This window comes from Kribbella shirazensis (assembly GCF_011761605.1).
Taxonomy (GTDB): Bacteria; Actinomycetota; Actinomycetes; order Propionibacteriales; family Kribbellaceae; genus Kribbella; species Kribbella shirazensis.
Window position 1 is genome coordinate 6,132,833 of the sequence record NZ_JAASRO010000001.1, and the last position, 25,470, is coordinate 6,158,302.

The 25,470-nt window shown below is 71.1% G+C and carries 22 protein-coding genes and 2 riboswitches; of the genes, 6 read left to right on the top strand and 16 right to left on the bottom strand.

Annotated elements, in window-relative coordinates:
• Nucleotide 1 precedes the first annotated feature (1 nt).
• On the bottom strand, nucleotides 2–1,030 hold the full coding sequence (locus BJY22_RS29605) for an ABC transporter substrate-binding protein (protein WP_167213124.1): 1,029 nt from the start codon (nucleotides 1,028–1,030) through the stop codon (nucleotides 2–4).
• Nucleotides 1,031–1,425: 395 nt separating this feature from the next.
• Between BJY22_RS29605 and BJY22_RS29610 the strand changes: the two genes are divergently transcribed.
• Complete coding sequence (locus BJY22_RS29610) at nucleotides 1,426–2,718, top strand: sensor histidine kinase (RefSeq protein WP_337759415.1); 1,293 nt, start codon at nucleotides 1,426–1,428, stop codon at nucleotides 2,716–2,718.
• Nucleotide 2,719: 1 nt separating this feature from the next.
• Nucleotides 2,720–3,370, top strand: coding sequence for a response regulator transcription factor (locus BJY22_RS29615; protein WP_167213126.1), 651 nt, complete (start codon nucleotides 2,720–2,722; stop codon nucleotides 3,368–3,370).
• Nucleotides 3,371–3,405: 35 nt separating this feature from the next.
• Here the strand turns inward: BJY22_RS29615 and BJY22_RS29620 are convergent, their stop codons facing one another.
• Nucleotides 3,406–3,954, bottom strand: a complete 549-nt coding sequence (locus BJY22_RS29620) for a MarR family winged helix-turn-helix transcriptional regulator (protein WP_167213129.1) — start codon at nucleotides 3,952–3,954, stop codon at nucleotides 3,406–3,408.
• 123 nt (nucleotides 3,955–4,077) lie between these two features.
• Between BJY22_RS29620 and BJY22_RS29625 the strand changes: the two genes are divergently transcribed.
• Nucleotides 4,078–4,746 carry an FMN-dependent NADH-azoreductase gene (locus tag BJY22_RS29625; protein ID WP_167213131.1) on the top strand — a complete coding sequence of 223 codons (669 nt, stop codon included), beginning with the start codon at nucleotides 4,078–4,080 and terminating at the stop codon, nucleotides 4,744–4,746.
• 39 nt (nucleotides 4,747–4,785) lie between these two features.
• Here the strand turns inward: BJY22_RS29625 and BJY22_RS29630 are convergent, their stop codons facing one another.
• The 14 genes from BJY22_RS29630 to BJY22_RS29695 all read right to left on the bottom strand — a co-directional run bounded on the left by BJY22_RS29630 (nucleotide 4,786) and on the right by BJY22_RS29695 (nucleotide 22,665).
• Complete coding sequence (locus BJY22_RS29630) at nucleotides 4,786–5,628, bottom strand: putative RNA methyltransferase (protein WP_167213134.1); 843 nt, start codon at nucleotides 5,626–5,628, stop codon at nucleotides 4,786–4,788.
• Nucleotides 5,629–5,633: 5 nt separating this feature from the next.
• Nucleotides 5,634–6,560, bottom strand: coding sequence for an ABC transporter permease (locus BJY22_RS29635; RefSeq protein ID WP_167213137.1), 927 nt, complete (start codon nucleotides 6,558–6,560; stop codon nucleotides 5,634–5,636).
• Nucleotides 6,547–7,482: an ABC transporter ATP-binding protein gene (locus BJY22_RS29640; RefSeq protein WP_167213140.1), complete on the bottom strand. Its 936-nt coding sequence runs from the start codon at nucleotides 7,480–7,482 to the stop codon at nucleotides 6,547–6,549. The genes BJY22_RS29635 and BJY22_RS29640 overlap by 14 nt, the downstream gene beginning before the upstream one ends.
• 8 nt (nucleotides 7,483–7,490) lie before the next feature.
• Complete coding sequence (locus BJY22_RS29645) at nucleotides 7,491–8,633, bottom strand: LolA family protein (protein WP_202891311.1); 1,143 nt, start codon at nucleotides 8,631–8,633, stop codon at nucleotides 7,491–7,493.
• 126 nt (nucleotides 8,634–8,759) lie between these two features.
• Nucleotides 8,760–9,356 carry an LURP-one-related family protein gene (locus BJY22_RS29650; protein WP_238350498.1) on the bottom strand — a complete coding sequence of 199 codons (597 nt, stop codon included), beginning with the start codon at nucleotides 9,354–9,356 and terminating at the stop codon, nucleotides 8,760–8,762.
• A gap of 115 nt (nucleotides 9,357–9,471) precedes the next feature.
• Nucleotides 9,472–10,878: a 5,6-dimethylbenzimidazole synthase gene (gene bluB / locus BJY22_RS29655; RefSeq protein ID WP_167213142.1), complete on the bottom strand. Its 1,407-nt coding sequence runs from the start codon at nucleotides 10,876–10,878 to the stop codon at nucleotides 9,472–9,474.
• Nucleotides 10,875–12,281: a cobyrinic acid a,c-diamide synthase CobB gene (locus BJY22_RS29660; protein ID WP_337759422.1), complete on the bottom strand. Its 1,407-nt coding sequence runs from the start codon at nucleotides 12,279–12,281 to the stop codon at nucleotides 10,875–10,877. Before BJY22_RS29660 ends, bluB begins: the two co-directional genes overlap by 4 nt.
• Complete coding sequence (cobO, locus tag BJY22_RS29665) at nucleotides 12,275–12,889, bottom strand: cob(I)yrinic acid a,c-diamide adenosyltransferase (RefSeq protein WP_167213144.1); 615 nt, start codon at nucleotides 12,887–12,889, stop codon at nucleotides 12,275–12,277. The genes BJY22_RS29660 and cobO overlap by 7 nt, the downstream gene beginning before the upstream one ends.
• A gap of 1 nt (nucleotide 12,890) precedes the next feature.
• Nucleotides 12,891–14,960, bottom strand: coding sequence for a magnesium chelatase subunit D family protein (locus BJY22_RS29670; protein WP_238350499.1), 2,070 nt, complete (start codon nucleotides 14,958–14,960; stop codon nucleotides 12,891–12,893).
• Nucleotides 14,961–15,106: 146 nt separating this feature from the next.
• Nucleotides 15,107–15,244, bottom strand: a riboswitch (cobalamin riboswitch).
• A 130-nt stretch (nucleotides 15,245–15,374) separates the two neighbouring features.
• On the bottom strand, nucleotides 15,375–16,142 hold the full coding sequence (gene surE, locus BJY22_RS29675) for a 5'/3'-nucleotidase SurE (protein ID WP_167213149.1): 768 nt from the start codon (nucleotides 16,140–16,142) through the stop codon (nucleotides 15,375–15,377).
• Between the two features lie 12 nt (nucleotides 16,143–16,154).
• Entirely contained in the window at nucleotides 16,155–19,898 is a 3,744-nt protein-coding gene (gene cobN, locus BJY22_RS29680; RefSeq protein ID WP_337759426.1) for a cobaltochelatase subunit CobN, read from the bottom strand.
• Nucleotides 19,899–19,931: 33 nt separating this feature from the next.
• Nucleotides 19,932–20,044: riboswitch (cobalamin riboswitch) on the bottom strand.
• 13 nt (nucleotides 20,045–20,057) lie between these two features.
• Nucleotides 20,058–21,026, bottom strand: coding sequence for a DUF3500 domain-containing protein (locus BJY22_RS29685; RefSeq protein ID WP_167213152.1), 969 nt, complete (start codon nucleotides 21,024–21,026; stop codon nucleotides 20,058–20,060).
• Nucleotides 21,017–21,697 (bottom strand): phosphoglycerate mutase family protein, encoded by a 681-nt coding sequence (locus BJY22_RS29690; RefSeq protein ID WP_167213155.1) that lies wholly within the window; start codon nucleotides 21,695–21,697, stop codon nucleotides 21,017–21,019. Before BJY22_RS29690 ends, BJY22_RS29685 begins: the two co-directional genes overlap by 10 nt.
• Entirely contained in the window at nucleotides 21,688–22,665 is a 978-nt protein-coding gene (locus BJY22_RS29695; protein ID WP_337759428.1) for a cobalamin biosynthesis protein, read from the bottom strand. The genes BJY22_RS29690 and BJY22_RS29695 overlap by 10 nt, the downstream gene beginning before the upstream one ends.
• A 38-nt stretch (nucleotides 22,666–22,703) precedes the next feature.
• Between BJY22_RS29695 and BJY22_RS29700 the strand changes: the two genes are divergently transcribed.
• From BJY22_RS29700 to BJY22_RS29710, 3 genes are read left to right on the top strand one after another with little or no spacing between them, the layout of a single operon-like run.
• Nucleotides 22,704–23,531, top strand: coding sequence for a serine hydrolase (locus tag BJY22_RS29700; RefSeq protein WP_167213158.1), 828 nt, complete (start codon nucleotides 22,704–22,706; stop codon nucleotides 23,529–23,531).
• Complete coding sequence (locus BJY22_RS29705; protein WP_167213160.1) at nucleotides 23,528–24,592, top strand: enolase C-terminal domain-like protein; 1,065 nt, start codon at nucleotides 23,528–23,530, stop codon at nucleotides 24,590–24,592. Before BJY22_RS29700 ends, BJY22_RS29705 begins: the two co-directional genes overlap by 4 nt.
• Nucleotides 24,589–25,455 carry a C40 family peptidase gene (locus BJY22_RS29710; protein ID WP_167213163.1) on the top strand — a complete coding sequence of 289 codons (867 nt, stop codon included), beginning with the start codon at nucleotides 24,589–24,591 and terminating at the stop codon, nucleotides 25,453–25,455. The genes BJY22_RS29705 and BJY22_RS29710 overlap by 4 nt, the downstream gene beginning before the upstream one ends.
• Nucleotides 25,456–25,470: the final 15 nt, after the last annotated feature.

Genomic DNA, 25,470 nt, shown 5'->3' on the forward strand with positions numbered 1-25,470 from the left:
CTCAGCTCTTCGGGGCCAAGCTCAGCGTCACGACGTCGTCGGGCGTGACCGCGCCCTTGGGCATCGCGTTCGACTCCTCCAGCAGCGAGACGATCTTCTGCACCCGCTCCTTGGTGACGTCGCCCAGCGGGCCGTTGAAGGTGTCCGGCTTCACGTACTTCTTCATGATTTCGAGCTCCTTGGTGGCAACCTCGAGATCGGTGTTCGGCACGTGCTTCTTCAGGATCGCGGCGGCCCCGGCCGGGTCGTTCACGGTGTCCTGCAGGCCCTTGAGCAGGGCGTTGGTGAACTTCTTCACCTGGTCCGGGTGGTCCTTGGCCAGGTCCGACCGGGTAATGATCGTGTTGCCGTACAGGTCCGGCAGCACGTCGCCGTACGGCAGCGTCTTGGCCTTACGGTGCTTCTCTTTGTCGGCCTTCTCGATCAGCGGCTCGCCGACGACGAACTGGCCGATGCCCTGCACCTTGCCGGAGACCAGCAGGTTCGGCAGGCTCGGCGGCGGCGACGGGAGGAACGTGACCGACTTCGGGTCGATGCCGACCGCCTTCGCGTAGACCGGGAACATCACCGTGTTGGTGGACCCCGGCTGGTCACCGATCGTCTTGCCGACCAGGTCCTGCGGCTTGTTGATGCCCATGCCCTCGAGCGACATGATCGCTGCCATCGACCGCTGGTGGATCATGCCGACCGTGGTCACCGGCAGCTTCTGCTTGCCGAGGGTGATCACGGTCGCGGTGAAGTCGCCGATGCCGTAGTCGGCCTGGCCGCCGGCCACCAGCTTCATCACGTCGACGGTGCCGGAGCCGGGCGTGATCTTGACGTCGAAACCGGCGTCCTTGAAGTAGCCCTTCTCCAGCGCGACGTACGCGTACGCCTCGCGGCCGAAGGTGTTGAACGACGTCAGGTAGCTGACCTTCTGCAGCCCGTCGCCGGCCCCGTCCGCGGCCTTGTTGTCGTCACCGTTGCACGCACTCACCAGGGCGAGCCCCAGGACCGCCATCAGGGCGATGACGGAACGCCTCAACCTCATATCGACCTCTCTCGTCCCGATATTTGATCAAACATCAAATATGGAAAGGTGGTCAATCCGCCCGCGGGGTCTTCACGGGGACTTAACGTCCACCGCGCCGGGTCCTCGCAGTCCTGCTGACCACCCGTCCTGGAGCCGTTCCCCATACCCGTCCGTAACCGGGCGAGCACCCGCCCCGACCACAGACCGTACCTGCCCGAGCAGCAGATCGCGACGCCCGCGACGGCCGAACCGGGTGACACCGTGTCAAATTTGCGTAAACCCTCAACTTCTTCGTGACCCAGCCCACCCCGACAGGCCGCGATCGCGGGTTTCCCGCACGCCGTCCGAGGAGAGAGAACAGCATCACTCCGCGGAGGGAGGTAGCGCTCCCCCGGCTTTGACACGATGGGACAGTGAGCAAGGTGGCGCGACGGGTGTGGCGGGCGGTCGGTTGCCTGTGGCGTGCGTCGACGTACCTGCGCTGGGTGTACCTGCTGCTCGGTGCGGCGCTGGTGCTCGCCTTCATCCTGGTGGGCAGCGCGCTCGGCGCCGTGGTCTCCGGCCTCGGGCCGCCGAAGGTTGCCACCGGCATCCTCTGGGTGCTGATCGCGCTGGTTCCGCCGCTCCTGCTCGGCCTGCTGCCGGCGGTCCGCGAGGTCGAGGGCATCGCCGTCGAGTCGCTGCTCGCGGTGCGGTTCGACGAGCGGCCGCTCGGTCCGTCGCGGACCTGGGCGCAGCGGCGCCGGACCACGCTGTGGTTCTGCCTGCACCTGCTGGCGGGCGGCGTGGTCGGCATCCTCAGCACGATCGTGTTCGGTGGCGGCGCGGTCTGGCTGGCGGCGCCGTTCCGCTCCCCCGGCTCCCACGACATCGTCCCGGGCTGGTCGTACACCATCCGCGGCGACTGGACCGATCTGTGGATGCCGGTAGCCGCGATCGGCGGCCTCGCTTTCCTCTTCCTGCTGTCCGCCGCCGTCGGCGCGCTGCTGGCGTACCTCGCGCCGCGCGTCCTCGGCCCGACCGCGGCGGAGCGGATCGAGCTGCTCGAGCAACAGACCGCGACCCTTGCCGAGCGCAACCGTCTCGCCCGCGAGCTGCACGACAGCGTCGGGCACGCGCTCAGCCTGGTCACCATCCAGGCCGCGGCCGCCCGCCGCGTGCTGGCGACCGACCCGGAATTCGCCGAGACCGCGCTGGCCGCGATGGAGACCTCCGCGCGGGCGGCGCTCGCGGATCTCGACCACGTCCTCGGCCTGCTCCGCGACGACCGGCGCCCGGGGGCCCGGACCACACCACAGGCGACGCTCGGCGGACTGGACCGGCTGGTCGAGGCCACCCGCGCCGGCGGCATAGCGATCGAGGTCGAACGCTCCGGCGAGCTGGACCAGTTGCCCGCGGCCGTGTCCCGGGAGGCGTACCGGATCGTCCAGGAGGGCCTGACCAACGCGATCCGGCACGCGGGCCGGCCGGCCGGTGAACTCGCCGTACACCTGTCGATCCGACTGGACGCGTCCGGGCTGCGGCTGGCGGTGAGCAACCCCGTCGCCGGCAAGTCCGATCACTCCGGCGGCGGCCGCGGCCTGGCAGGGATCCGTGAAAGAGTCGCCGTACTGCGAGGCACCGTCGACGCCGGCCCGATCACCCAGCCGGACGGCCCGGCGTGGCAACTGGCCGTGCGCCTGCCGGTCAGCGTGACGAAGGGATGACATGAACCTGTCCGTGGTCGTGGTTGACGACGAGCCGCTGATCCGTAGCGGGTTGCGCGCCATCATCAATGCCGAGCCCGATCTGACGGTCGTCGGCGAGGCGGGAGACGGTGCGGAGGTGCTGCCGCTGGTCCGTCGTACCGGCGCGGACGTCGTCCTCATGGACGTCCGGATGCCCGCGGTGGACGGCATCCAGGCGACCCGGCTGCTGCTGGACAGCCTCGACCCGGCGCCGCGTGTCCTGGTGGTGACGACGTTCGAGAACGACGACTACGTGTACGACGCGTTGCGCGCCGGCGCGTCCGGGTTCCTGCTCAAGCGGACACCGCCGGACGACATCATCGCCGCGATCCGGACGGTCGCGCGGAGCGAGTCTCTGCTGTTCCCCGAGGCGATCCGCGCGCTCGCCCTGGCGCATGCAGGCACACCCGCGCCGAGCGGCCTCGCCGAGTACCAGCTGACAGAGCGCGAGCAGGAGGTCCTGCGGCTGATGGCCCGCGGGCTGTCGAACGCGGAGATCGCCGGCGAGCTGATCCTCGGCCTGCAGACGGTCAAGACCCACGTCGCCAACGTGCTCGCCAAGCTCAACGCCCGGGACCGCACGCAGGCCGTCATCCGGGCCTACGAGTCAGGCTTCGTCCCGCTCCACTGACAGCGCTGTGCTGGCGGGGCCAGGAACTGACGGCGCTAGGTGCTGGCGGGGTCGTCGGCCTCGGCCAGCACACAGGCGTTGTGCAGCGGGTCGACGGCGTTGGCCTTCATCGCGAGCCGCTGCAGGAGCACCCGGAAGCTGGCCCGCTCCGACTCGTCGAGGATGCCGAGGATCTCGTCCTCGGTCGCGCGCAGGCGCCGCTCGAGGTCACACAGCGCCTCGTACCCGTTGTCGGTCGGCGCGATCAGCCGCGCCCGGCGATCGGCCGGGTCGGGCCGTCGCTGCACCAGCCCCGCCTTCTCCAGGTCGTCCAGCAGGTAGGTCATCACGGTCCGGTCCACGCCGAGCTGCGCGGCCAGGTCGAGCTGCCGCTTCGGGCCCTCGGCGTTCGTCGTCGCGAGCACCTGGTAGCCCCGCGGCCCGCCGGGCAGACCGTCCAGGGCCGCCGCGGCGGCCTTCGCGTACTGCCGGAAGACGACGCCCAGCGCCCAGCCGAGGTCGGCCTCCACCGGCGCGCCACTGGCCGCCGAGGGTGCGAGCCCTCCGGCGCCTCGGGTCGCGATGTCGGGCGAACTACTGGACATGAGCCCATCCTACGTGGTCTACGCCATTCGGAATACGATCTGACTTGAATATGTTCTGCTTCACAGACTATCTTCAGTGCAGCTCAACCCGAGCTCCCCTCTCACTCGATGGAGACAGAACGAATGAGCACCCTGCTACGCGTCGACGCCAGCATCCGGCTGGACGGTTCGGTGTCCCGCGCCCTGGCCGACAGCGCGGAGGCCGCCTGGAAGGCGGAGCACCCGGACGGGGTCGTGGTACGGCGTGACCTCGGGCAGCACCCGCTGCCCGCGACCGCGTGGCCGACGCTGGCCGCGGCCCAGGTCGGCCAGGAGCCGGTGTCCGAGGCCGACCGGATGCCGCTCGCCGAGGCCCAGGCGATCGCCGCCGACCTGTCGGCCGAGATCCGGAACGCCGACGCGGTCCTGCTCGCGGTCCCGCTCTACAACTACGGCATCGCGCAGAACGTGAAGACCTGGATCGACCTGCTGCTGATGGACAGGGACTTCGGCTTCGGCTCCCGTCCGCTGACCGGCCGGCCGGCGATCTTCGCGCTGAGCCGCGGTGGCGGCTACGGCCCCGGTTCGCCGAAGCACGGCTGGGACCACGCCACGCCGTACCTCGAGCGCATCTTCGGCGACGTCTTCGGGATGAACGTCCGGACGGCCGCCGCCGAGCTCACCCTGGCCCCGGTCACCCCGGGCATGGAGGAGCTCATCGACGCCTCCAAGGTCTCGGAGTCCGAGGCCCACGTGGAGGCCGAGTCCCACGGCACCGTCGTGGCTCGCGAACTGGTCGGCAAGGCCGCCTGACCCGCTGAAAAGGTCAGGGGTGCCGAGCTCGAGCCGGCATCACCGTGGCCTCCAGACGGACAGCGCCACCGACAACGTGACGATCGCGGGCTCCGGGAGTACTGCGATCTTCTGCAGCAGCTCGCGGTAGTTCAGGTGCCGCGCGCTCGGCGTCATCAGCACCAACTGCTCCACGGCCGTCCGGTCGAGTGACATGACCTCCTCGATCACCTCGCCGCCGACCCGTTCGAACTCTCCCGCCAGCGACTCCTGCAGGCGCCGTTCCTTCTCCTCGTCCACACTGACCAGCCCCAGCACGTCGACCAGCTCGGCGAGATGCCGCTGGTTCGGCGTGACCACGAGCAGGCGGCCGTCCGGAGCGAGGACGCGCGCCATCTCGGCGGCGTTGCGCGGGGCGAACACGTTCAGCATCAGCTGCGCGGCGCCGTCGACGAGCGGCAGTTCCCGCCACGCGTCGCACACCACGGACGCGATCCGTGGATCCGCCTTGGCCGCGCGACGGGCGGCGTACTTCGAGACGTCCAGGGCGATCCCGCGGCGGCGCTCCGCCGTACCGAGAACACCGGACAGGTAGTAGGCCGTGCCGGCGCCGACCTCGACGACCAGGTCGTCCTCGTCCAGGTCGGCCTGCAGGATCAGCGCGTCCCGGATCGGCGCGTAGTGGCCGGTGCCGAGGAAGACCGTGCGGGCGCCGACCATGGCGGCCGAGTCGCCCTCGATACCGTTCGAGGCCGCGGGCAACAGGTTCAGGTAGCCCTGCTTGGCCAGGTCGTAGGCGTGCCCGCGCGGGCATCGCGCCGTCCGGCCGTCGAGCGCGAGGCCGTCGGAACAGACCGGACAGCGCAGCACGGCGACGAGGTCGCCATCGAGAGAGCTAGCCACCCGATCTAGGTTATGTCCCGGCTCGTGATCCGGGCCCACGCGGCCGCGTAGAAGACCGCGAGGTAACCGCCCTGGAGGAGCAGGTTGCGGCCGATCTCGTGCCAGTACGGCGGGTCGCGGAGCAGATCGGCGAACGACTGCCAGCGGAACATCAGCATCCACGGGTGGATCGCGTGCAGCTGCGGGATCGCGGTCAGGATCCCGAGCACGATGAACGTGCCGAACGTCGCCGCCATCGCGGCCAGCGGGGTCGACGTCATCGAGGACACGAACAGGCCGATGCCGGCCAGACCGAGCAGCGACAGCGAGATCACCACGGCGATCCCGAGCGCGCGGAGCAGGCCTTCGCCGAGCGGGATGGTCGAGCCGGACAGCAGCAGGACGTCGCCGACCGGGAACAGGATGAAGCCGACGATCAGGCCGGAGATCCAGATCGTCAGCGTCGCGACCAGGCAGAAGACCGCGAGCGCGACCATCTTGGCGGCGAGCAGGCGGGACCGGCCGGCCGGTGCGACGAGCAGGTTGCGCAGGGTGCCGAGGCTGGCCTCGCCGGCGAGCGACTCGCCGGAGATCACGGTCACGGCGGTCGGCAGGAAGAACGGCACCGAGAGCCCGAGGCTGGCCACGATCAGGAACAGCCCGTTGCCGGCGATCTGCCCGATGAACCCCTCGGCTCCGGGGTCGGAGCCGGCGATCTTGATCGCGATCCCGATCAGCACCGGTACGGCGGCCAGCACGCCCAGCCCGACCAGTGTCCGGGCCCGCCCGAACACGAGCCGCAACTCGGAGATGAACAGCGCGAGCGTGTGCCGCCCGGCACTCGGCCCCCGCCCGACTGCGACGTCCGCGCCGCCGACGGCCCCCGCGCCGGTCCCGGCCGACGCGCCAGGTTCCGTCCCGGCGGTCGTCGCGGCGGTGTCATTCTGCGACATCGAAGCCCTCCCCGGTGAGTGCCACGAAGGCGTCTTCCAGGCTCGGGCGTTCCAGTCCGAAGCCGTGGATGCGGACGTCGGCCGCGACCAGCGCGGCGGCGAACTTCTCGATCGGGAGCTCGCCCGGATCGCCCTCGACGGTCTCGGGTGTGGTCTTCAGGTCGGTGACGCCGAGGCCCTGCAGCGTCTCGGCCGCCTGCGCGAGGTCCGGCGTACGGACGACCAGTCGCGGACGGAGCTCGGACCGCAGGTCCGCGACCGTCGACTGACGGAGCAGCTTGCCGCGGCTCATCACGGCCGCGTGCGTGCAGACCTGCTCGACCTCGGCCAGCAGATGGGTCGACGTGAAGACCGTCGTACCGTCGTTCGCCAGTTCGCGGATCAGGTGGCGGACCTCGCGGGTGCCCTGCGGGTCGAGGCCGTTGGTCGGCTCGTCCAGCACGAGCAGCTCCCGGCGCTGCATCAGCGCGACCGCGATCGCTAGCCGCTGCCGCATCCCGAGCGAATAGGCGCGGACCTTCTTGCCGGCCGCGTTCGACAGGCCGACCCGCTCGAGCGCCTCCCCTGCCCGTGCCTTCCGCGTCTTCGGGTCGGCGGTGCGGTCGGCGGCGTCGAAGCGCAGCAGGTTCGCCTGGCCGGTCCAGAACGGGTAGAACGCCGGGCCCTCGACCAGCGCGCCCACCCGGGGCAGGACGCGCAGATGCGCCTTCGGCATCGGCTCGCCGAGCAGCTCCACCTCGCCGGAGGTCGGTGTGATCAGCCCGAGCAGCATCCGGATCGTCGTGGTCTTGCCCGACCCGTTCGGTCCGAGGAACCCGAACACGCTGCCGGCCGGCACCTCCAGGTCGACCGCGTCCACCGCGACCTGCCCGCCGCGGAACCGTTTGGTCAGCCCGTGGGTGACGACCGGCGCGCCCGCCATCTCGGTGGTCAGCGCGGGGCCTTCGCCGCAGCGGCCTGCAGGGTGTCCGGCGTGACCAGGCCGACGAAGACCCGGCCGTCGTCCGTGATCAGCGCGCTCACCATCTTGCTGGTCAGCACCTTGCCCTTGCCCCACGAGCCCTGCACGGTCGGCGCCTTCGCCAGCAGTTGCGCCAGCGGCCCGTTCCCGGTCAGGCCGGAGGTGTTCGCGCCGCGGATCATCGCGACGCTCTCCCAGCCCTCACCGATCAGGGTCGGCTCGTCCGCCTTCGCCGTACCCGGCTTCTTCGGATCGGCCTTCCGCGGCTCGACCTGCTTCGGCTCGGCCTGCCTCGGGGCGACGCGCTTCGGCTCGGCCTTCGACGGGACCTTCTTGTCGGTGACCTTCACACCCGGCGGCGGGGTGAAGGTGAAGGTGCTCGCGGACGGTACGTCGAACGACACCGAGCTGAAGCCCAGCTCGAGCGCGGGGTCGTTGCCGGTCCGCGGCATCACGGTCACGTCCAGCGGGACCCAGGTCTTGGAGTCGACCGCCACCGTCACCGAACCGACCGTCGTCTTGTCGCTCTTCGGCACCAGGCGCAGCTTGTACGCGTCCCGGCCGGCGACCTTCTCGGTGCCGCTGACCTCGACCTTGGTGGTCGGGTCGATCGCGGCGAGGAACCGCTTGGCGACGGCCTGCGGGTCGTAGGACTCCGGCAGGGCCTTCTCCGGCTTGGCCGGCTTCGTCTTGTGCGCCGGCACGGTCAGCTTCACGGCCTCACGCCGGGACGAGTCGTACGCCCAGGCGGACTTGCCGTCGGTGGTCCACACCCGCTCGGCCTGGCTGTCCAGCACCGAGATCCGTGCCTTGTCCGGGCTCGCGAACGCGACCCGCGCGGTGTGCTGCCCGCTGAGGAACTCCGTCAACTCCTGGCTTCCGGCCGGTGCGCCGGGGATCGCCGGGAGACCCAGGTCCGCGTCCGAACGGACCGTGCCGCTCAGACCGTCCACCTTCGCGGTCTGCACCTTCACGAGCAGCTCCTGTGCGGTGATCCCGGGCAGGTTCGGCGAGGCGTCCGCGACCACCGGACCGAGTGCCCCCACCCCTGCCACCACCGCGGCCGTCGTGACCGGAACCAACCACCGTCGACTGCGCTGTGCTACGCCCATGGATACAGCCTCGCACCGGGCGCGACCGGAACCAAGGGGCCTCAGGGTAGGTTCACCCGAAAGAGTGAGAGCGGCGTACGACCCAGGTCGTACGCCGGGAACTCACCGTGACCGCCGGCGTGCCGGTCAGCGGGACTGCAGCGCGTCCAGCGCGACCGTCATCGCGGCCGCGACCCGGAAGTCCAGGCGCTCGTCCTGCACGCTGATCCGGTAGCGGTCGCGGATCGACATCTTGCGCTCGACCGACAGCACCGGCCGGCCGCTCGACCGCTCGGTGAAGTCGAAGTGGAAGATGAACGGCAGCGGGATCTCCCCGACGAACGGCACGAACTCCCAGACCCGCCGCACGATCGCGATCGTCGGGTTGCGCTCCGTCCCGTCCGCGTCGACGCCGGGCGCGCTCAGCTGCCAGCTCGACCGCAGCAGGCTCTTGCCGAACTCCTTCTTGAACCACCCGATCGCCTGCCCGTCGGCGTCGTACACGTCGTACCCGGACCCGAGGTCGATCGCCTTGCGCGCCTTGAACGAGAAGACCGGCCGCGTCTTGGTCTCGTCGGAGTAGAACGTCACCTGCTCCTTGAAGGCCATCCGCTTCTGCTGCGCGAACGCGAGCAGCGGACCGTCGGTTCCGTCGGGGTTGGTGGCGATCAGCTCGTACTTGTTCGCCATCATCGTCACGCGCTGCTTCATCGAGAACGCGGGCACGTACATCGGTCCGGTCATGGGGCCTCCCGGCCTGGACTGAGGAGCGGAGGGAGCGCAGCGACTGGAGCGACGAGGGAAGGCCGGGAGGTCCAGCCCCATGACCCGCCGCGACGGAGTCGTGGCATCAGTACCGTCATGCCCAGGAGTGTGTCAGACCGGAGGCCGACGCACCGGCCTCGAGACCTTCCGCCAGCGCCTTCGCCAGCGCCTTCGCCTGCGCCGAGTCCTCGGCGAGCTGTACGACGAGGTGCCCGGCTCCCTGGAGTGCGAGGTCGCGGGCGATCTCGACGCCGTACTCGACGGCCTCCGCGGGTGCGCGCGCCGGCCGCCACAGCACGCCGAAGTCGGCCGCCGGTCTGTTCTGGCCGAGATCGACGACGAGGGCGTCGGCCTGTCGCAGGTCGGTCGGGTCGCCGCCGACGATCACGTGGACCCGTCCGCCGGTCGCCGGTGCCGCGTCCGGTCCGGGGTTCTGTCCGGGATTCCGTACGGGATTCTGTCCGGGATTCTGGGCAGCCTTCAACGCGTCGTCGACGATCGACGTGGTGCGGCGGCCCCATTCCTCGTGGTGGATCGCCCAGGACAGCGGGCGGCGCCTGGCCCAGCCGGATCGCACCAGTTCGGGTGCCGCGGCGAACTCCTCGACGTACCCGACGCAGAGGTAGCCGACCAGCTCGACGTGGGCGGGGAGCCCGAGGACGGCGGCGACCTCACCTGGTTCGAAGAACGAGACCCACCCGACGCCGAGGCCTTCCGCGCGTGCGGCGAGCCAGAGGTTCTGGATCGCGATCGCTGCGGAGAACCAGGTGGTCCGCGGATCCGCGTGCCGGCCGAGGACATGCCGGCCGCCGCGGCCGGGATCACAGGTCACTGCGATGTTCACGGGGGTGTCGAGGATCGCCTCGATCTTGAGCCCGTCGAACGTCGCGCGCCGGTCCGGCGGCAGCGAGGCCGCGAAGGCGTCCCGGTGCGCGGTCGCCAGCGCGTGCACCTTCCGCCTTGTCGCCACGTCGCGGATCACGACGAAGTCCCACGGTTGGCTGAGACCCACGCTCGGTGCGCGGTGCGCTGCCTCGAGCACCCGGGTCAGTACGTCGTCGTCGACCGGCAGGCTCAGGAACCCACGCCGTACGTCACGTCGCTCCGCGATCACCCGGTGCACGACGTCCCGGTCTTCGGGCTCGTAACCAGGCGCCGGTAGGCGGCCGGTGGCGATCGTGGCGTTGGTACTGCGCTGCTTCGGAGTCAGGAGCTCCGCACCGGTTGCGAGGACGGCTGCTTCCGCGACGCCAGGGACTCCTGCGAGTTGCTCCACTTGGTCGCTCGGGGTCGGGACCGGTTGCCCGGCCAGTTCGTCCTTGGTGAAGGTGCGGAGCTCTGCGCCGAGGTGCTCGACCAACTGCTGGATGGCCGGCTCCGATTCGCGGCCGGTGATCGTGACGACCAGGCGGACCTCGCCGGTGACGACCCGGCTGACCAGGTCGTGGAGCTCGGCGTACGGCGTACCGGAACGGAGGCCTACGCCGACGACCAGGCTCATCGGATGCGCTCGCGGGCGGCGGCGACCACGCGGGCGGGGACGTCCGGGGTAGCGGTCCAGTGCAGGTGCAGGTACGACGCGTGGACGTGCGGGAGCGTGATGCCTTCGACGCCGCCCGGGAGGTGCCAGGCGGGTCGTACGTCGTGATCGACGTCGATCGTGGTGCGGTGGAACTCGTGGCCGCGGACCCGGCGCCCTTCGTCGAAGAACGCTGTCGTGGTGGCCGCGACCGCCGTACGGTAGCCGAGCGTGAGACGGCCGGTCATGCGACCGGTGGCCGGTAGTACGCCGGTCATCGGGTGACCGTCGAGCTCGCGGCAGAGGTACAGCAGGCCGGCGCACTCGGCGATCACCGGCATCCCGTCCGCAATTGCGGCGGCGACCTGTTGGCGCAGCGCGACGTTCGCGGAGAGCGCTTCGGCGTGCAGCTCCGGGAAGCCGCCGCCGAGATACAACGCGGCGGTTGCCTCCGGCAACTTGTCGTTCAGTGGGTCGAAGGTCACGACGTCCGCACCGGCCGCGGTCAACAGCTCGGTCGTCTCGGTGTACCTGAACGAGAACACCGGACCCCCCGCCACAGCCACCACCGGCCGCACCCCCAGAACTGCACCAGACGGCGAGCCGACGGGTCCCAGCTTGGCGGAGGTCGGCTCGGCGGGGGTTCGTGGGGTGACTTCGGTGGTCGGGTTCCAGAGGGTTGCTTCGTGGGGTGGGGCGGACTTGGCTGCGGCTACTACGGCTTCGAGGTCGACGCCTGCGCGGACCAGTTCGGCGGCGGCGTCGACTGCTTGTTCGGCCTGGTCGCGTTGTTCGTCGGCGGGGATCAGGCCGAGGTGTCGGCTGGGGACGGTCAGCCGGGTGTCGCGCCGCAGGACTCCGAGGACGGGTACGCCGGTCGGCGCGACGCCGGCGCGTACTTCGGTCTCGTGCCGGTCCGATCCCACCTTGTTGAGGATCACCCCGACGATCCGTACTTCGGTGTCGAAGGCAACGAACCCCTGCACCACGGCGCCGACGCTGCGTCCCGCCGCCGACGCGTCCACCACGAGCACGACCGGCGCCTTCAGCAGCTTCGCGACATGGGCCGTGGACGCGAAACCCTCCGTCCCGAGCGCACCGTCGTACAGCCCCATGACACCTTCGACCACCGCGACGTCCGCCCCGGCGGCACCGTGCGCGAACAGCGGCCCGACGCGCTCCTCCCCCGACAGCATCGGATCGAGGTTCCGCCCCGGACGCCCGGTCGCGACCGCGTGGAACCCGGGATCGATGTAGTCCGGCCCCACCTTGAACCCGGCCACCACGTGACCGGCCCGTCGCAACGCCGCCATCAGACCGACGGCGACCGTCGTCTTCCCCGCCCCGGACGCCGGCGCCGCCACGACCACCCGAGGGATCACCACTCGATGCCCTTCTGGCCCTTCTGGCCGGTGTCCATCGGGTGTTTGAGCTTCGTCATCTCCGTGGCCAGGTCGGCCGCGTCGAGGAGCTTCGGATGCGCGTCGCGGCCGGTGATCACGACGTACTGGTGACCCGGCCGGTCGACGAGCGTGCCGACGACCTCGTCGACGTCGATCCAGCCCCACTTCATCGGATACGTGAACTCGTCCAGGACGTACAGGTCGTGCGTCTGCGCGGCGAGCCGGCGCTGGATCTCACGCCAGCCCTCGAGCGCGTCCGCGGCGTGGTCCTCCTCGGTGCCGGCCTTGCGGGACCAACTCCAGCCCTCGCCCATCTTGTGCCACTCGACCGGCCCACCCTCGCCGGTCGTCTCGTGCAGCCGGCCGAGCGCCTTGAACGCGCTCTCCTCGCCGACCTTCCACTTCGCGCTCTTCACGAACTGGAAGACCCCGATGCTCCAGCCCTGGTTCCAGGCCCGCAGCGCCATCCCGAACGCGGCCGTCGACTTCCCCTTCATCTCGCCGGTGTGCACCATCAGCAGCGGACGGTTCCGGCGCTGGCGGGTGGTCAGGCCGTCGTCCGGTACGGCGACCGGCTGCCCCTTCGGCATCTCAGGCCGCCTTCCGTTCGGTGACCGCGCGGACCAGGTTGCCCGCGGCAACGTCTCCGAGATCGAGGTACTCCGCTCCGAGGTCGGCGGCGAGCTCCGCAGCCAGTCCGAGACGGAGGCCGCGGCGCGGTTCGCAGTCCACGACAACGGTGGCGATCCCGTGCTGGGCGAGCCATCCCGCGGCCTCACGGGCGCGAGCGAAGGCGTTGTCGCCGTACGTGGCCCGGCCGTCCGTCACGAGTACGAGCAGCGGCCGGCGGCGGGGGTCGCGGATGGCGGCGATCCGCAGTACCTCGGCCGCCTGCAGGAGACCTTCGGCGAGCGGCGTGCGTCCGCCGGTCGGCAGCGATTCGAGGCGGCGTACGGCGGTCTCGACGCTGCCCGTCGGCGGGAGGGCGATCGTCGCGGCGGGACCCGCGAACGTGACGAGGCCGACGGTGTCGCGGCGCTGGTACGCGTCGAGCAGGAGCGAGACGATCGCGGTCTTCACCTCACCCATGCGCTTCTTCGTGCCCATCGAGCCGGACGCGTCGACGCAGAACAGGACGAGGTTCCCCTCGCGGCCCTCCCGTACGGCCAGCCGTACGTCGGTCGCCCGCACCGCCAGTCCTGGTCCGGTGCGTCCTCGAGCGTGTTGATGCGGGGCCGCACTGCGAAGGGTCGCCAGCAGATGCGGGCGTCCGGCCTCACGCCCGACCCGGGCCCGGTCGCCGACGACGCGCCCCACCTCGGTGATCGCCCGCGACCGGCGGCCGGCCACCCCCATCCCCGCCTGGTGCACGCTCAGCAGCCGAGCCTGGTACGGCGCGCTACTCCCCACAACCTCCTGTGCCGGTCCCGAGTCCTGCTCGCCGGCAGCTCCCACCTCACCGCCATCCGGAGTACGGCGCGCCGCACCGCGCCCCATCTCGCCAGGCGCCGTCTCGCTGCCCGTATCGCCGCCCGTCTCGCTGCCCGTCTCGCTGCCCGCCGAGGTGCTGTCCGCGGTCCGGCCGTCCGGGCCGGGCTCCCCGCCGTCGGCGCCTCCACCCGACCCGGGACCGCCCGACCCGTCTGGGTCGTCCGGGTCGTCGGGGTCGGTCGGCGGAGTGCTGTTGTTGATGGCTTCCTCGAGCTGCTGCTCGTCCAGCCCCGGCGCGTCGAACGGGTTCCGTCGGCGCCGGTGCGGAAGTGCCAGCTTGGCCGCCGCGCGGACGTCGTCCACCTCGACCACGGTGCGACCGGACCAGGCCGCATGCGCCACCGCGGTCCGAGCCGTGACCAGATCCGCCCGCATCCCGTCGACGTCGAACGCGGCGCAGATCTCCGCGATCTGCCGCAGCGCCGCATCGGTCAGGATCACCTCGGACAGCAGGTCCCGCGCCTTCACGATCCGCTCGGCGAGTTCCCGTTGCGGACCGTCGTACCGCGCGACGAACGCTTGCGGATCCGCCTCGTACGCGAGCCGCGCCCGCATCACCTCCACCCGTACGGCGGGATCCCGGCTGGCGACGACGTCCACGGTCAGCCCGAACCGGTCGAGGAGCTGCGGCCGGAGCTCGCCCTCCTCCGGGTTCATCGTGCCGACGAGCACGAACCGTGCCGGGTGCGTGACGGACACCCCGTCGCGCTCGACGGTCGCCCGCCCCATCGCGGCCGCGTCCAGCAGGACGTCGACCAGGTGGTCGTGCAGCAGGTTCACCTCGTCGACGTACAGCAGCCCACGATGCGCCGCGGCCAGCAGACCTGGCTCGTACGCCGTGACGCCCTGGGCCAGCGCCTTCTCCAGGTGCAGGGACCCGAGCACCCGGTCCTCGGTAGCCCCGACCGGCAACTCGACCAGCCGGGTCCCCCGCACCACCCGATCACCCGCCTCCGAACCGTCCGCATGCGGACCGTCCGGGCAGCCGGGGTCGGGGCGGCCGGGATCGCAGGAGAAGCGGCAGCCCGGTACGACGTCCACGGACGGGAGGATCTCGGTGAGCGCGCGGACCGCGGTCGACTTCGCCGTACCCTTCTCGCCCCGGATCAGCACACCACCGATCGCGGGCGAGATCGCCGCCAGGATCAGCGCGAGCTGGAGATCGTCCATCCCGACAACCGCGGTGAACGGAAACGCAGTGGATGGCCCGGCAGTTGACCCGGTTGCCCCGTGTGACACAGCCCGCATCGGCGGAGGTCCCTTCGTCGAGCGGGTGTCCACGCCCGCTACGGCTGGTACGCCGGCCCCCGGTGACCGCGGACCGACGGACGGCTGCAGATGTCCTGGCTTCCAGGTCAGTCGTCTCGACTACCCCGGTCACAGTGGCGGGACCGCCCCGGACTCCCAGCACAGCTGGTCACCGGTGTTCCTCCACAACCGTCGGCCCGATCATGGCACACCGGCCCGACCGGCAACGCACCCCGCCCACGTGTCGCTCGCCACGTACCGCCGCGCAGGCAAAACCTCCCCAGAAGGCAGTTTCGGGACGCTGTGGGCAGCTTCTGCCTGCGTGGCGGTACGTACTCAGCCAGCGAGGCGTTTGGCGAGGGCGGTGGCGGCTGCGTCGTCTTTCACCTCGCGGATGCCGACGATCGGTGTGACGGTGACGTAGCCGGCGGCGAGGAAGGCCTCGTCGGAGCCGGGGACCGGGTTGGGGCGGATCGGTTCGACAGCGATCATCGGCTCGCCGGTCGGCGCCGTCGTGCCGATCAGGCGGGAGCGGCTGATCGGGGCCAGCGTCGCGTGCCGGACGCCGGCCAGTTGGTCCAGCGGCCGGTCCGGGACGTTGATCGTGACCACGGTGCCGACCGGTTCGCCGGCGATCCAGCCGAGCGCCTCGCCAGCGACCGTCGCCGCGGTCGGCCAGTGCTGCGGATCGTCGGCGTCGATGCTGACGGCAACCGCCGACCGCCCCTGCCCGGCCGCGGTCAGTGCCGCCGCGACGGTTCCCGAGTGGAAGATCGGTACGCCGATGTTGAGCCCGCGGTTGATCCCGGACAGCACCAGATCCGGCACCCGGCCGAACGCCCCGACACTCGCCAGCGTCACCGCCAGCGCCGGCGTCCCGTCGATCCCGGTGAACGTCACACCGTTCTCCTCGTCGGACGCGGTCCGGATCGGCCGCCCGACACTCGCGGCCCGGGCCGACCCGACGCCGCTCTCGTCGTTCATCGGCGCGACCACGAGCACGTCGTACCCGAGCTCGGCGATCGCCGGAGCGAGTGCCCGGATCCCCGGTGCGCGGTAACCGTCGTCGTTGGTGATCAGGACCCGTGGCTGCTCAGGCGACATGCGCCCACCCAATCAGCCGCGGTCCTCGATGTCACCCTCCGTCTCAAGGACCGCGTTCCGCAGCGTCTCGAGCGCCTCGGCCGACGGCTCGGCCCAGAGCCCGCGCTGCGCGGCCTCGAGCAGCCGCTCCGCGACCCCGTGCCGGGCCCACGGGTTGGACTTGCGGAAGAACTCGGCCATCTCGGGGTCGGCGACGTACTCCGTGGTCAGCGTCTCGTACATCCAGTCGTCCACCACGCCGGCGGTCGCGTCGTACCCGAACAGGTAGTCCACGGTCGCCGCCATCTCGAACGCGCCCTTGTACCCGTGCCGCCGCATCGCCGCCATCCACCGCGGGTTCACGACCCGCGCGCGGAAGACCCGCTTGGCCTCCTCCTCCAGCGTCCGCGTCTTCACCTGGGCGGGTACGGCAGAGTCGCCGACGTACGCCTTCGGGTTCGCGCCGGTCAGGTGCCGCACCATCGCGATCATGCCGCCGTGGTACTGGAAGTAGTCGTCGGAGTCCATGATGTCGTGCTCGCGGGTGTCCGCGTTCTTCGCCGCCACCTGGATCCGGGCGTACGCGCGCTCCATCGAGCCGCGGGCCTCGGCGCCGTCGAGGTCCTTGCCGTACGCGTACCCGCCCCACACGGCGTACACCTCGGCGAGCTCGGCATCGGTCCGCCAGTTCCGGGCGTCGACGAGCGGCAGCAGGCCGGCGCCGTACGAGCCGGGCTTCGAGCCGAAGACGCGGGCCGTCGACTGCCGTACGTCGTTGCCCGCAGCCACATCCTGCTGGACGTGCGCGCGCAGGTAGTTGTCGTCGGGCGACTCGTCCAGATCCGCGACCGTACGGACCGCCTCGTCGAGGAGTGCGACCACGTGCGGGAACGCGTCCCGGAAGAAACCGGAGATCCGGATCGTCACGTCGATCCGCGGCCGCCCGAGCTCCTCCGGACCGACCACCTCGAAGGTCGTGACGCGGCGCGACGCCTCGTCCCAGACCGGACGGCAGCCGAGCAGCCAGAGCACCTCGGCCAGGTCGTCGCCCTGCGTGCGCATCGCCGACGTACCCCAGACCGTGAGCCCGACCGACCGCGGCCACTCCCCCGTCTCGGACCGGTGCCGCGCCAGCAACGAGTCGGCCAGCGCGACGCCGACGTCCCAGGCGTTCCGGCTCGGAATCGCCTTCGGGTCCACCGCGTAGAAGTTGCGCCCGGTCGGCAGCACGTTGACCAGGCCCCGCGTCGGCGACCCCGAAGGCCCGGCCTCCACGAACCGCCCGTCCAAGGCACGGAGAACGTTGGCGACCTCGTCCCCGGTCCGCCCCAACCGCGGCACGACCTCCTCGGCCGCAAACGTCAGCGAAGCCACCACCCCACCCAAGCCCGCTTCGGCCTGTCCCTCCCTGCCTGGCTCCCAGTCCCGGGCCAACACCTCGCCGACGACTACTGGAACCTTCGTCGCGTCCCAGCCGACCGTCTCCATCCCGACGACGAGCTTCCGCGCCACCGCCTCCAGGATGTCCACGCCGTCCGCGCCGGTCACCGCTGGGAGGTCGGCCAGCGTCGCCAGGTCGGCGAGCTCGGCGGCCGCGCCGGGGTTCGCCAGCAGGTCCGCCTCGTCCACCCCGAACGCCTCCCCCAGCGCCGCCCGCAACCCCGGGATCGAGTACGACCCGCCCCACAGCTGCCGAGCCCGCAGTACGGCGAGCACCAGGTTGACCCGCGCCTCACCCTCGGGCGCCCCTCCGAGGACATGCAGCCCGTCCCGGATCTGCACGTCCTTGATCTCGCACAGATACCCGTCCAGGTGCAGCACGAACTCGTCGAAGTCCTCGTCGTCAGGCTTCTCGGACGTGTGCAGGTCGTGGTGCAGTTGCGCGGCCTGGATCAGCGTCCAGATCTGTGCCCGCAGCGTCGGCACTTTGTCCGGGTCGAGCGCCTGCACAGTGGCGTACTCGTCGAGCAGGTACTCGAGCTTCGCCATGTCGCCGTACGTCTCGGCCCGCGCCATCGGCGGCACCAGGTGATCAACAACCGTCGCGTGCGCCCGCCGCTTCGCCTGCGTGCCCTCACCGGGGTCGTTGACGATGAACGGGTAGACCATCGGCAGGTTCCCGAGCACGGCGTCCGGCGCGCAGTCGGCCGCCAGTCCGATGCCCTTGCCCGGCAGCCATTCCAGCGTGCCGTGCTTCCCCAGGTGGACGACGGCCTGCGCGCCGAAACCGCCCTCCGCGGGCGACGCCTCCAGCCAGCGGTACGCCGCCAGGTAGTGGTGCGACGGCGCCATGTCCGGGTCGTGATAGATCGCCACCGGGTTCTCCCCGAACCCGCGCGGCGGCTGGATCATCAGCACGACGTTCCCGAACCGCAGCGCGGCCAGCGCGATCGCGGGCTCGTCGCCCGACGTGTCGACGTACAACTCCCCCGGCGCCGCGCCCCACGCACCGGTCATTGCCGTCCGCAACGACTCCGGGATCCGCCCGAACCACTGTTCGTAGACACTCAGCGGGATCTTGGCGACCGCGTTCGCGAGTTGCTCGTCGGTCAGCCAGTCGACGTCGTGACCGCCGGCCGCGATCAGCCGGTGGATCAGCCCGTCCGCGCCGTCCGGCCCTTGCAGCTCGCTCAGGTCCAGGTCGCCGAGGTCGTACCCGGCGTCCTTCAACCGCCCGAGCAGCACGACCGCCGACGCCGGAGTGTCCAAGCCGACCGCGTTCCCGATCCGCGCGTGCTTCGTCGGGTACGACGACAGCACCAGCGCGATCCGCTTCTCGGCCGGCGGCACATGCCGCAGGCGCGCATGCGCGACCGCGATCCCGGCGAGCCGCGCGCACCGCTCCGCGTCCGGCGCGTACCGGGCCAGCCCGTCGGCGTCGTACGCCTTGAACGAGAACGGGATCGTGATCAATCGACCGTCGAACTCCGGGATCGCGACCTGCGTCGCCGCGTCCAGCGGGCTGACGGCCGCGTCGCTCTCCGACCACTGTTCGCGGGTCGACGTCAGCGCGAGGCCCTGGATCAGCGGGATGTCGAGCGACGCGAGCGCGCCCGCGTCCCACGCGTCGTCCGCACCGCCGGCGCTCGCGTTGGCCGCGACCGAACCGCCCGCGGCAAGGAGCGTCGTGACCAGCACGTCGCACTTCCGCAGGAGCTCGAACAGGCCCGCGTTCTCCTCGCCGGCCGGATCGAGTCCGCGCAGCGTCCCGCAGTACACCGGGAGCGGCTGGGCGCCGGCCGCCTCGACCGCGACGGCGAGCGCGTCGACGAACGCCGTGTTCCCGGAGATCTCGTGCGCGCGGTAGTACACGATCCCGACGACCGGGCGGTCGTCCTCGACGTACGTGCCGCGGACGCCGTACGCCGGGAGCGCGCGCGGCGGCTCGAACTCGTCGCCGGTCAGCAACAGCGTGTCGCGCAGGAAGCCGGCCAGGTTGCGGAGGTTGTCCGCGCCGCCCTCGCGGAGATAGGCCAGTGCCTCGGTGACCGCACCGGCCGGCACGGTCGACAGCGACATCAGCTCGGCGTCGGGCGCCGCCTCACCGCTGACGACAACCGCGGGCTTCCCCGAGGCGAGGACGGCGTCGAGTCCTTCTTCCCAGGCCCGGCGCCCGCCGAGCAGCCGCACGACAACCACTTCGGCGCCGTCGAGCAGCGCACCCAACTCGGCGAGCTCCAGCCTGGCCGGATTGGCGACCTTCCAGCCGGCACCCGCCTCAGCTGCAGCCAGCAGGTCGGTATCAGCAGTAGACAGCAGCAGAAGATTGGCAGCCACGCGCAGAGTCCTTCCCGGGGTGTCCACGCCCCGACCGGAGGTACGACGGCGGCAGTTCCTGACTCCCCCAGAAACGGGGTCACAGTGGCGGGACCGTCCCGGAATCACACCGGGTTCCTGCTGATGCCGTCGATTGACTGGGCTGACTCTAGCGGTGCTCTATCTGTGCATGGCGTAGTGGGCTGCGAGCAGGTCGGTGCCCCAGTCGTTGCGGAGGTCTCGCCAGACTGAGTGGATGTGGTTGGCGTTGTCCTGGGTGTTGTCGTATTCGGCCAGGAAGGTGGGGCCGGCGATCGAGTAGTAGTGCCGCTGGCCGATGCCGGGGGTGGTCTCGCCGGCCCAGGCGAACGTCAGGCGTTCGATGCCCTGGGCGGTGATGTCCTGCCACGTCTGCAGGCCGATCGGGCCGGCGGCGCGGCCGACGTACTGGCCGATGAGGAGGCTCAGGAGCTGGCGCTGGTCCTCGTTCATGTCGCCGTACGGCAGGCCCCGGTGGAGGAGGGACGCGTCGGCGACCGGGTCGTGGCGGGTCAGGATGTCGTCGGGAGCCTCTGGTGAGACATGCGCCACCTCGAGCTGCCCCGGCTCCAGTGCGTGCAGCAACTGGAAGCCCAGGTCCTGCTCGGCAGCCAGGAAGCGTCGTCCCGCCTCCGGTCCGGTCCGTACTTCGGCCGGGTTCGACCCGATGAACTGCGGAGTGAACGCGACCGCGCCGTCGACCACCGCTACGTGGATCGCGAGGTGATGCCCGTTCAGCCGCCACGCCCACGGCTCTGTGCCGGACGGGTCGCCGAGAACGCGCAGGAAGTACCGGCCGCCGAGGACCGAGCCCTCCCAATCACCCGACTCCGGCAGCGCCGGGATCCCGCGCAGGATCACCTCCGCGTCCAGCACCGCCCAGGAATCGGCCGCGCCGCGTTCGCTGCAGCCGAGCTCGACCAGTCGCTTCGTCAGCAGCTGCTGCGCGGGCGTCAGCTCGGACAGCGGCAGCCCTGGCCGGTCCCCCGGCAGATAGGTCCACTCCTTGTGGTCCGGGGTGTCGAACGGCGCCCTGATCTTGCCGAGCTGCGCGGGCGACAGACTCGCCAGCAGATCGAGTACGGCGTCCCGCGTCTGCGCTACAACCATGCCGATCGCTCCCGTTCCGTCGGTTCGTAGGGTGTCCACTGCTCGAACGGCCGGTCCAGCTTGTACCGGAAATCGGGTTGCCGCAGCAGGACGCGTGTTTCCGCGTTGCCCGGGTTCCGCAGCGACTCGAAGAACCGTACCGACCAATGGAACCATCGCATGCAGAACAGCCTCATGGTCAGCCCGTGCGACACCAGCAGCACGTTGCGCGGCGCGTTCGGCTTCTCGAAGTCGCGGTGCATCGTCTCCAGGAACGTCGACACCCGGTCGTACACGTCCGACCCGGACTCGCCGTGCGTGAACCGGTAGAAGAAGTGCCCGAACGAGTCGCGGAGCTGCTCCTGCCGCACGATGTCCTCGGTGTCCTGCAGGTTCGCCCAGTCCTGCTCGCGCAGCCGCGGCTCTTCCCGCGCCAGGCCGATCAGGTCGTCCAGCCCGAGCGAGTCCAGCGTCTGCCGGGCCCGCAGGTACGGCGACACGTACACGCGGACCGGCTCGTTCTCGAACAGCTCTCGCAGCTCCCGTCCCGCCTTGGCCGCCTGCTGGTGCCCGTGCGCTGTCAACGGGACGGCGTGGTCCGGGGTGCGCTCGTAGATCGTCTTGTCCAGATTCGCCTCGGACTCCCCGTGCCGGATCAGCGCGATCCGCAGCGGCCGATGACTCAACCCCATCGCTTCCCCTTCCCCAGTACTGCGGCCCGTCCTCCGCCCCGAGCTCCGGCCCATGCTGCGACCAGGGCCGCGGCGCCGGCGGCGACACCCGCGGCCGCCATCCCGACCCGCCGTGCGAGTTCCGCCGTACGGCGGATGTCGACGACCGCCGGCGCCGGGCCCTCGCCCAGCATGCCGCGGTCCTCCTGGTACGTCCCGTAGTTGTTCGTCCCGCCCAGCGTCAGCCCGAGCGCCCCGGCGAACGCCGCCTCGACCGGTCCCGCGTTCGGACTCGGATGCTTGGGCGCGTCCCGCCGCCACACCGCCACCGCCTCGGCCGGTCGCCCCGCGGCGAGCCCGGTCAGCACCGCACACACCCGGGCGGGCACGAGATTGAGTACGTCGTCCAGTCGCGCCGCCGCCCACCCGAAGTTCTCGTACTTCGGCGACCGGTAGCCGACCATCGCGTCGAGCGTGTTCGCCGCGCGGTACCCGAGCAGACCCGGGACACCCAGGACCCCGCCCCAGAGCAGCGGCGCGACGCAAGCGTCGGATGTGTTCTCGGCGATCGACTCGACCGTTGCGCGGGCCAGATCGTCGGCCTCGAGGTTCGTCGCGTCCCGGGCACACAGGTGGCTCAGGCGGTCGCGTGCGGCCGGGACGTCCTTCTCCTCCAGCAGCGCGGCCATGGTCTCAGCCTCCCGCTCGAGGCTGCGAGCGCCGAGGACGGTCCAGGTGGCGGCGGCGGTGGCGGCGGTGTGGAGGATCGGATGTTTGCGGGTGAGGCGCTCGATCGCGAGGCCCAGGACCGTGGTGGATCCCACGAGCACGGCGGCGTAGGCGGCGCCTCGAGGGCGCGTGTCGGCGTACACGTGCTTCTCGACGCGGGCCGCCGTACGGCCGAAACCTGCCACCGGGTGGAAGCGTCGCGGATCACCGAGCAGACGGTCGGCGACGAAGCCGAGAAGGATGCCGAGAGCCCGGGACACCCTCGGCAGTCTGCCAGAGCCTGTGATTGGGTGACCGCATGGGAATCGCGGAGCTGCTTCGGCAGGTCGACGGGAGCGGGGAGTTCGGGGTCTGGCTGGGCCGGTTGGACGGCGTACCGGTGTTCGTGCACGAGGCGGAACGGCCGCACTACTCGGCGAGCACGATGAAGCTGCCGGTGGCGATGGCGATGATGCGCAAGGTCGAGGCCCGTGAGCTGGAGCTGTTCCAGCCGGTGCTGGTGCACAACGACTTCGCGTCCGCGGCCGGCGGCCGGTTCGGGGTGAACCCGGAGGAGGACGAGGCGCCGAAGACCTGGCAACAGCTGGGCAAGAAGGTGCCGCTCACCTGGCTGGCGACGGAGATGATCGCCCGGTCCAGCAACCTGGCGACGAACCTCGTGCTCGAACAGGTCGGCGTGGAGGCGGCCAACGCCGCGCTGGTCGAGGCGACCCTGCCCGGCTCGCCCGCTCCGGCGTCCCGGGTCCAGCGCGGCATCGACGACGTACCCGGCGCCCGCGCCGGTATCAGCAACCTGATGAGCCCGGCGGGCATGGCCGGCGTGCTCGTTGCAGTCGGCAACCAGAAGGATGCCGCCGGCGAGTACCTGCGCGAGCTGCTGGCCGGCAACCAGTGGAACGGCGAGATCCCCGCGCTGCTGCCGAAGCGCACCCGCGTCGAGCACAAGAACGGCTGGGACAGCCGGATCCGGCACGACGGCGGCATCGTCTACCCCAAGGACGCCGATCCGTTCGTCCTGGTCGTCTGCACGACCTCCGAACTGCCGGACACCGACGCGCAGCAGCTGATCGCGTCGATCGCGCTCGAGGCGTGGAACCACCGGCACAACCTGGAGGCGGTGCGGTGAAGATCACGACACATCTGGTCTCGGCTCCGCTGCACACCCCGTTCGTCACCGCGCTGCGCACGGCGACCCACGCCGAGTCGCTGCTCGTCGAGATCAGCGACGGCGAGCGGAGCGGCTGGGGCGAGGCGCCGCAGGTGTGGAAGGTGACCGGCGACTCACTCGCGGGATCGCAGGCCTGCATCGAGGGCCCGATCGCGACCGCGCTCGACGGGCTCGGCCCGGACGACCTGACCGAGGCGCTGCGTCGTGTGCAGGGCGCGGCGGTCGGCAACTTCGGCGCGAAGGACGCGGTCGACGTCGCGCTGCACGACCTCGCGGCGCGGCGGCGCGGGCAGACACTGCACGGGTTCCTCGGTTCGACGGTCGACGTGGTGCGCACCGACATGACGTTGTCGGTCGGCGACGCGGACGCGCTGGCCGAGGCGGGTAAGGCGCGGGTCGCGGACGGGTTCGACGTACTCAAGATCAAGGTCGGCACGGACGCCGCCGGTGACGTCGAGCGGGTCCGCCGGGTGCGCGACGCGATCGGCCCGGAGCCGCGGCTGCGGCTGGACGCCAACCAGGGCTGGACGCGCCGCGACGCAGTCACGGTGATTCGGGCCCTTGAGGACGCCGGGTGCGCGATCGAGCTGGTCGAGCAGCCGGTCGCCGCGGCCGACCTGGAAGGCATGGCCTGGGTGACCGACCGGGTCGGTACGCCGATCCTCGCCGACGAATCCGTGTACGGCGTCCGCGACCTGGTGAACGTGATCCGGCACGGTGCGGCCGACCTGGTGAACGTGAAACTCGCGAAGTGCGGCGGCCTGGCCCCGGCCCGCACACTCCTCGAACTGGCCCGCGCGCACGGTCTCGGCGCGATCGTCGGCTGCATGATGGAGGGCCCGGTCGGCGTCGGCGCGGCGGCCGCGCTCGTCTCGGCGTACCCGACGACGGCCGTCAACGACCTCGACGCCGCCTGGTGGCTGCGCGAGCCGCCGGTGACCGACGGGATCCGGTACGACGGCGCGCTGATCCACCTGCCGTCGGCTCCAGGACTCGGCGTGACAGGCTTGACGTCATGAAGTTAGCCGCCACCAAGGTCCCGGTCAGCACGGTCTGGACCGCACCGGACGCGCCGCGCGACATCGACGCCCCGGCCACCGCCGCACAACCCGACGTCGCCGCCTGGGCGAAGTCGATGGACACCGAAACCCGGCTCGGGCTGCACGGCCGGACCCTGACCCAGCTGCTGTTCGCCGAGCCCGTCCTGGTGCGCTCCGAGCGCGACGGCTGGTCGGAGATCGTCGCACCCTGGCAGCCGTCGTCGCAGGACCCGCTCGGGTACCCGGGCTGGATCCCGTCGAGCCACCTGGGCGAGCTGCCGCAGAGCGCGTCGGACCCGGTCGCCATCGCCGTACCGACCGCCCCGCTGCTGGCAGAGCCCGGTGGCCGGCCGCTGGCGGAGCTGTCGTTCGCGACGGTGCTGGCGTCCGACGAACACGCCGACGGCCACACGCGAGTCGCCACCCCCGACGGTGGGTCCGGCTGGCTGCAGGACGCCGTACTGCGGTCCGTGCCGGAGCCGTCCGACGCCGACGACCGCCTGCGGCTGGGCGAGCTGTTCCTCGGCCTGGAGTACCTGTGGGGCGGTACGGCGGCGTACGGGCTGGACTGCTCCGGGCTGATCCACACCGTCAGCCGCGTACTCGGTCTACGGACGCCGCGCGACGCGCACGACCAGGCGGACACGCTGCCGAACATCCCGATCGACGAGGCGAAGCCGGGCGACCTGTACTTCTTCGCCCGCGACGGCAAGCCGGTCCACCACGTCGGTTTCGTGTCTCCCGCCGGGATGCTGCACGCGTCCGAGACCGGCAAGCGCCTCGAGAACGAGGCCCTGACCGACGACCGCCGGGCAACCCTGGTGACCGCTGCCCGCTTCTGAACCCTGTCCAAGAGC

Excerpts from the sequence above, each read along its gene's own strand:
- cobO (WP_167213144.1), bottom strand. The coding sequence starts at position 12,889 with ATGCCGAAGGGGCAGCCGGTCGCCGTACCGGACGACGGCCTGACCACC.
- BJY22_RS29620 (WP_167213129.1), bottom strand. The coding sequence starts at position 3,954 with ATGTCCAGTAGTTCGCCCGACATCGCGACCCGAGGCGCCGGAGGGCTC.
- BJY22_RS29710 (WP_167213163.1), top strand. The coding sequence starts at position 24,589 with ATGAAGTTAGCCGCCACCAAGGTCCCGGTCAGCACGGTCTGGACCGCA.
- BJY22_RS29650 (WP_238350498.1), bottom strand. The coding sequence starts at position 9,356 with ATGACCGGACCGATGTACGTGCCCGCGTTCTCGATGAAGCAGCGCGTG.
- BJY22_RS29605 (WP_167213124.1), bottom strand. The coding sequence starts at position 1,030 with ATGAGGTTGAGGCGTTCCGTCATCGCCCTGATGGCGGTCCTGGGGCTC.
- BJY22_RS29640 (WP_167213140.1), bottom strand. The coding sequence starts at position 7,482 with ATGGCGGGCGCGCCGGTCGTCACCCACGGGCTGACCAAACGGTTCCGC.
- BJY22_RS29690 (WP_167213155.1), bottom strand. The coding sequence starts at position 21,697 with ATGGGGTTGAGTCATCGGCCGCTGCGGATCGCGCTGATCCGGCACGGG.
- BJY22_RS29645 (WP_202891311.1), bottom strand. The coding sequence starts at position 8,633 with ATGGGCGTAGCACAGCGCAGTCGACGGTGGTTGGTTCCGGTCACGACG.
- BJY22_RS29700 (WP_167213158.1), top strand. The coding sequence starts at position 22,704 with ATGGGAATCGCGGAGCTGCTTCGGCAGGTCGACGGGAGCGGGGAGTTC.
- BJY22_RS29635 (WP_167213137.1), bottom strand. The coding sequence starts at position 6,560 with ATGTCGCAGAATGACACCGCCGCGACGACCGCCGGGACGGAACCTGGC.
- bluB (WP_167213142.1), bottom strand. The coding sequence starts at position 10,878 with ATGAGCCTGGTCGTCGGCGTAGGCCTCCGTTCCGGTACGCCGTACGCC.
- BJY22_RS29615 (WP_167213126.1), top strand. The coding sequence starts at position 2,720 with ATGAACCTGTCCGTGGTCGTGGTTGACGACGAGCCGCTGATCCGTAGC.
- BJY22_RS29670 (WP_238350499.1), bottom strand. The coding sequence starts at position 14,960 with ATGGACGATCTCCAGCTCGCGCTGATCCTGGCGGCGATCTCGCCCGCG.
- surE (WP_167213149.1), bottom strand. The coding sequence starts at position 16,142 with ATGTCGCCTGAGCAGCCACGGGTCCTGATCACCAACGACGACGGTTAC.
- BJY22_RS29625 (WP_167213131.1), top strand. The coding sequence starts at position 4,078 with ATGAGCACCCTGCTACGCGTCGACGCCAGCATCCGGCTGGACGGTTCG.
- BJY22_RS29685 (WP_167213152.1), bottom strand. The coding sequence starts at position 21,026 with ATGGTTGTAGCGCAGACGCGGGACGCCGTACTCGATCTGCTGGCGAGT.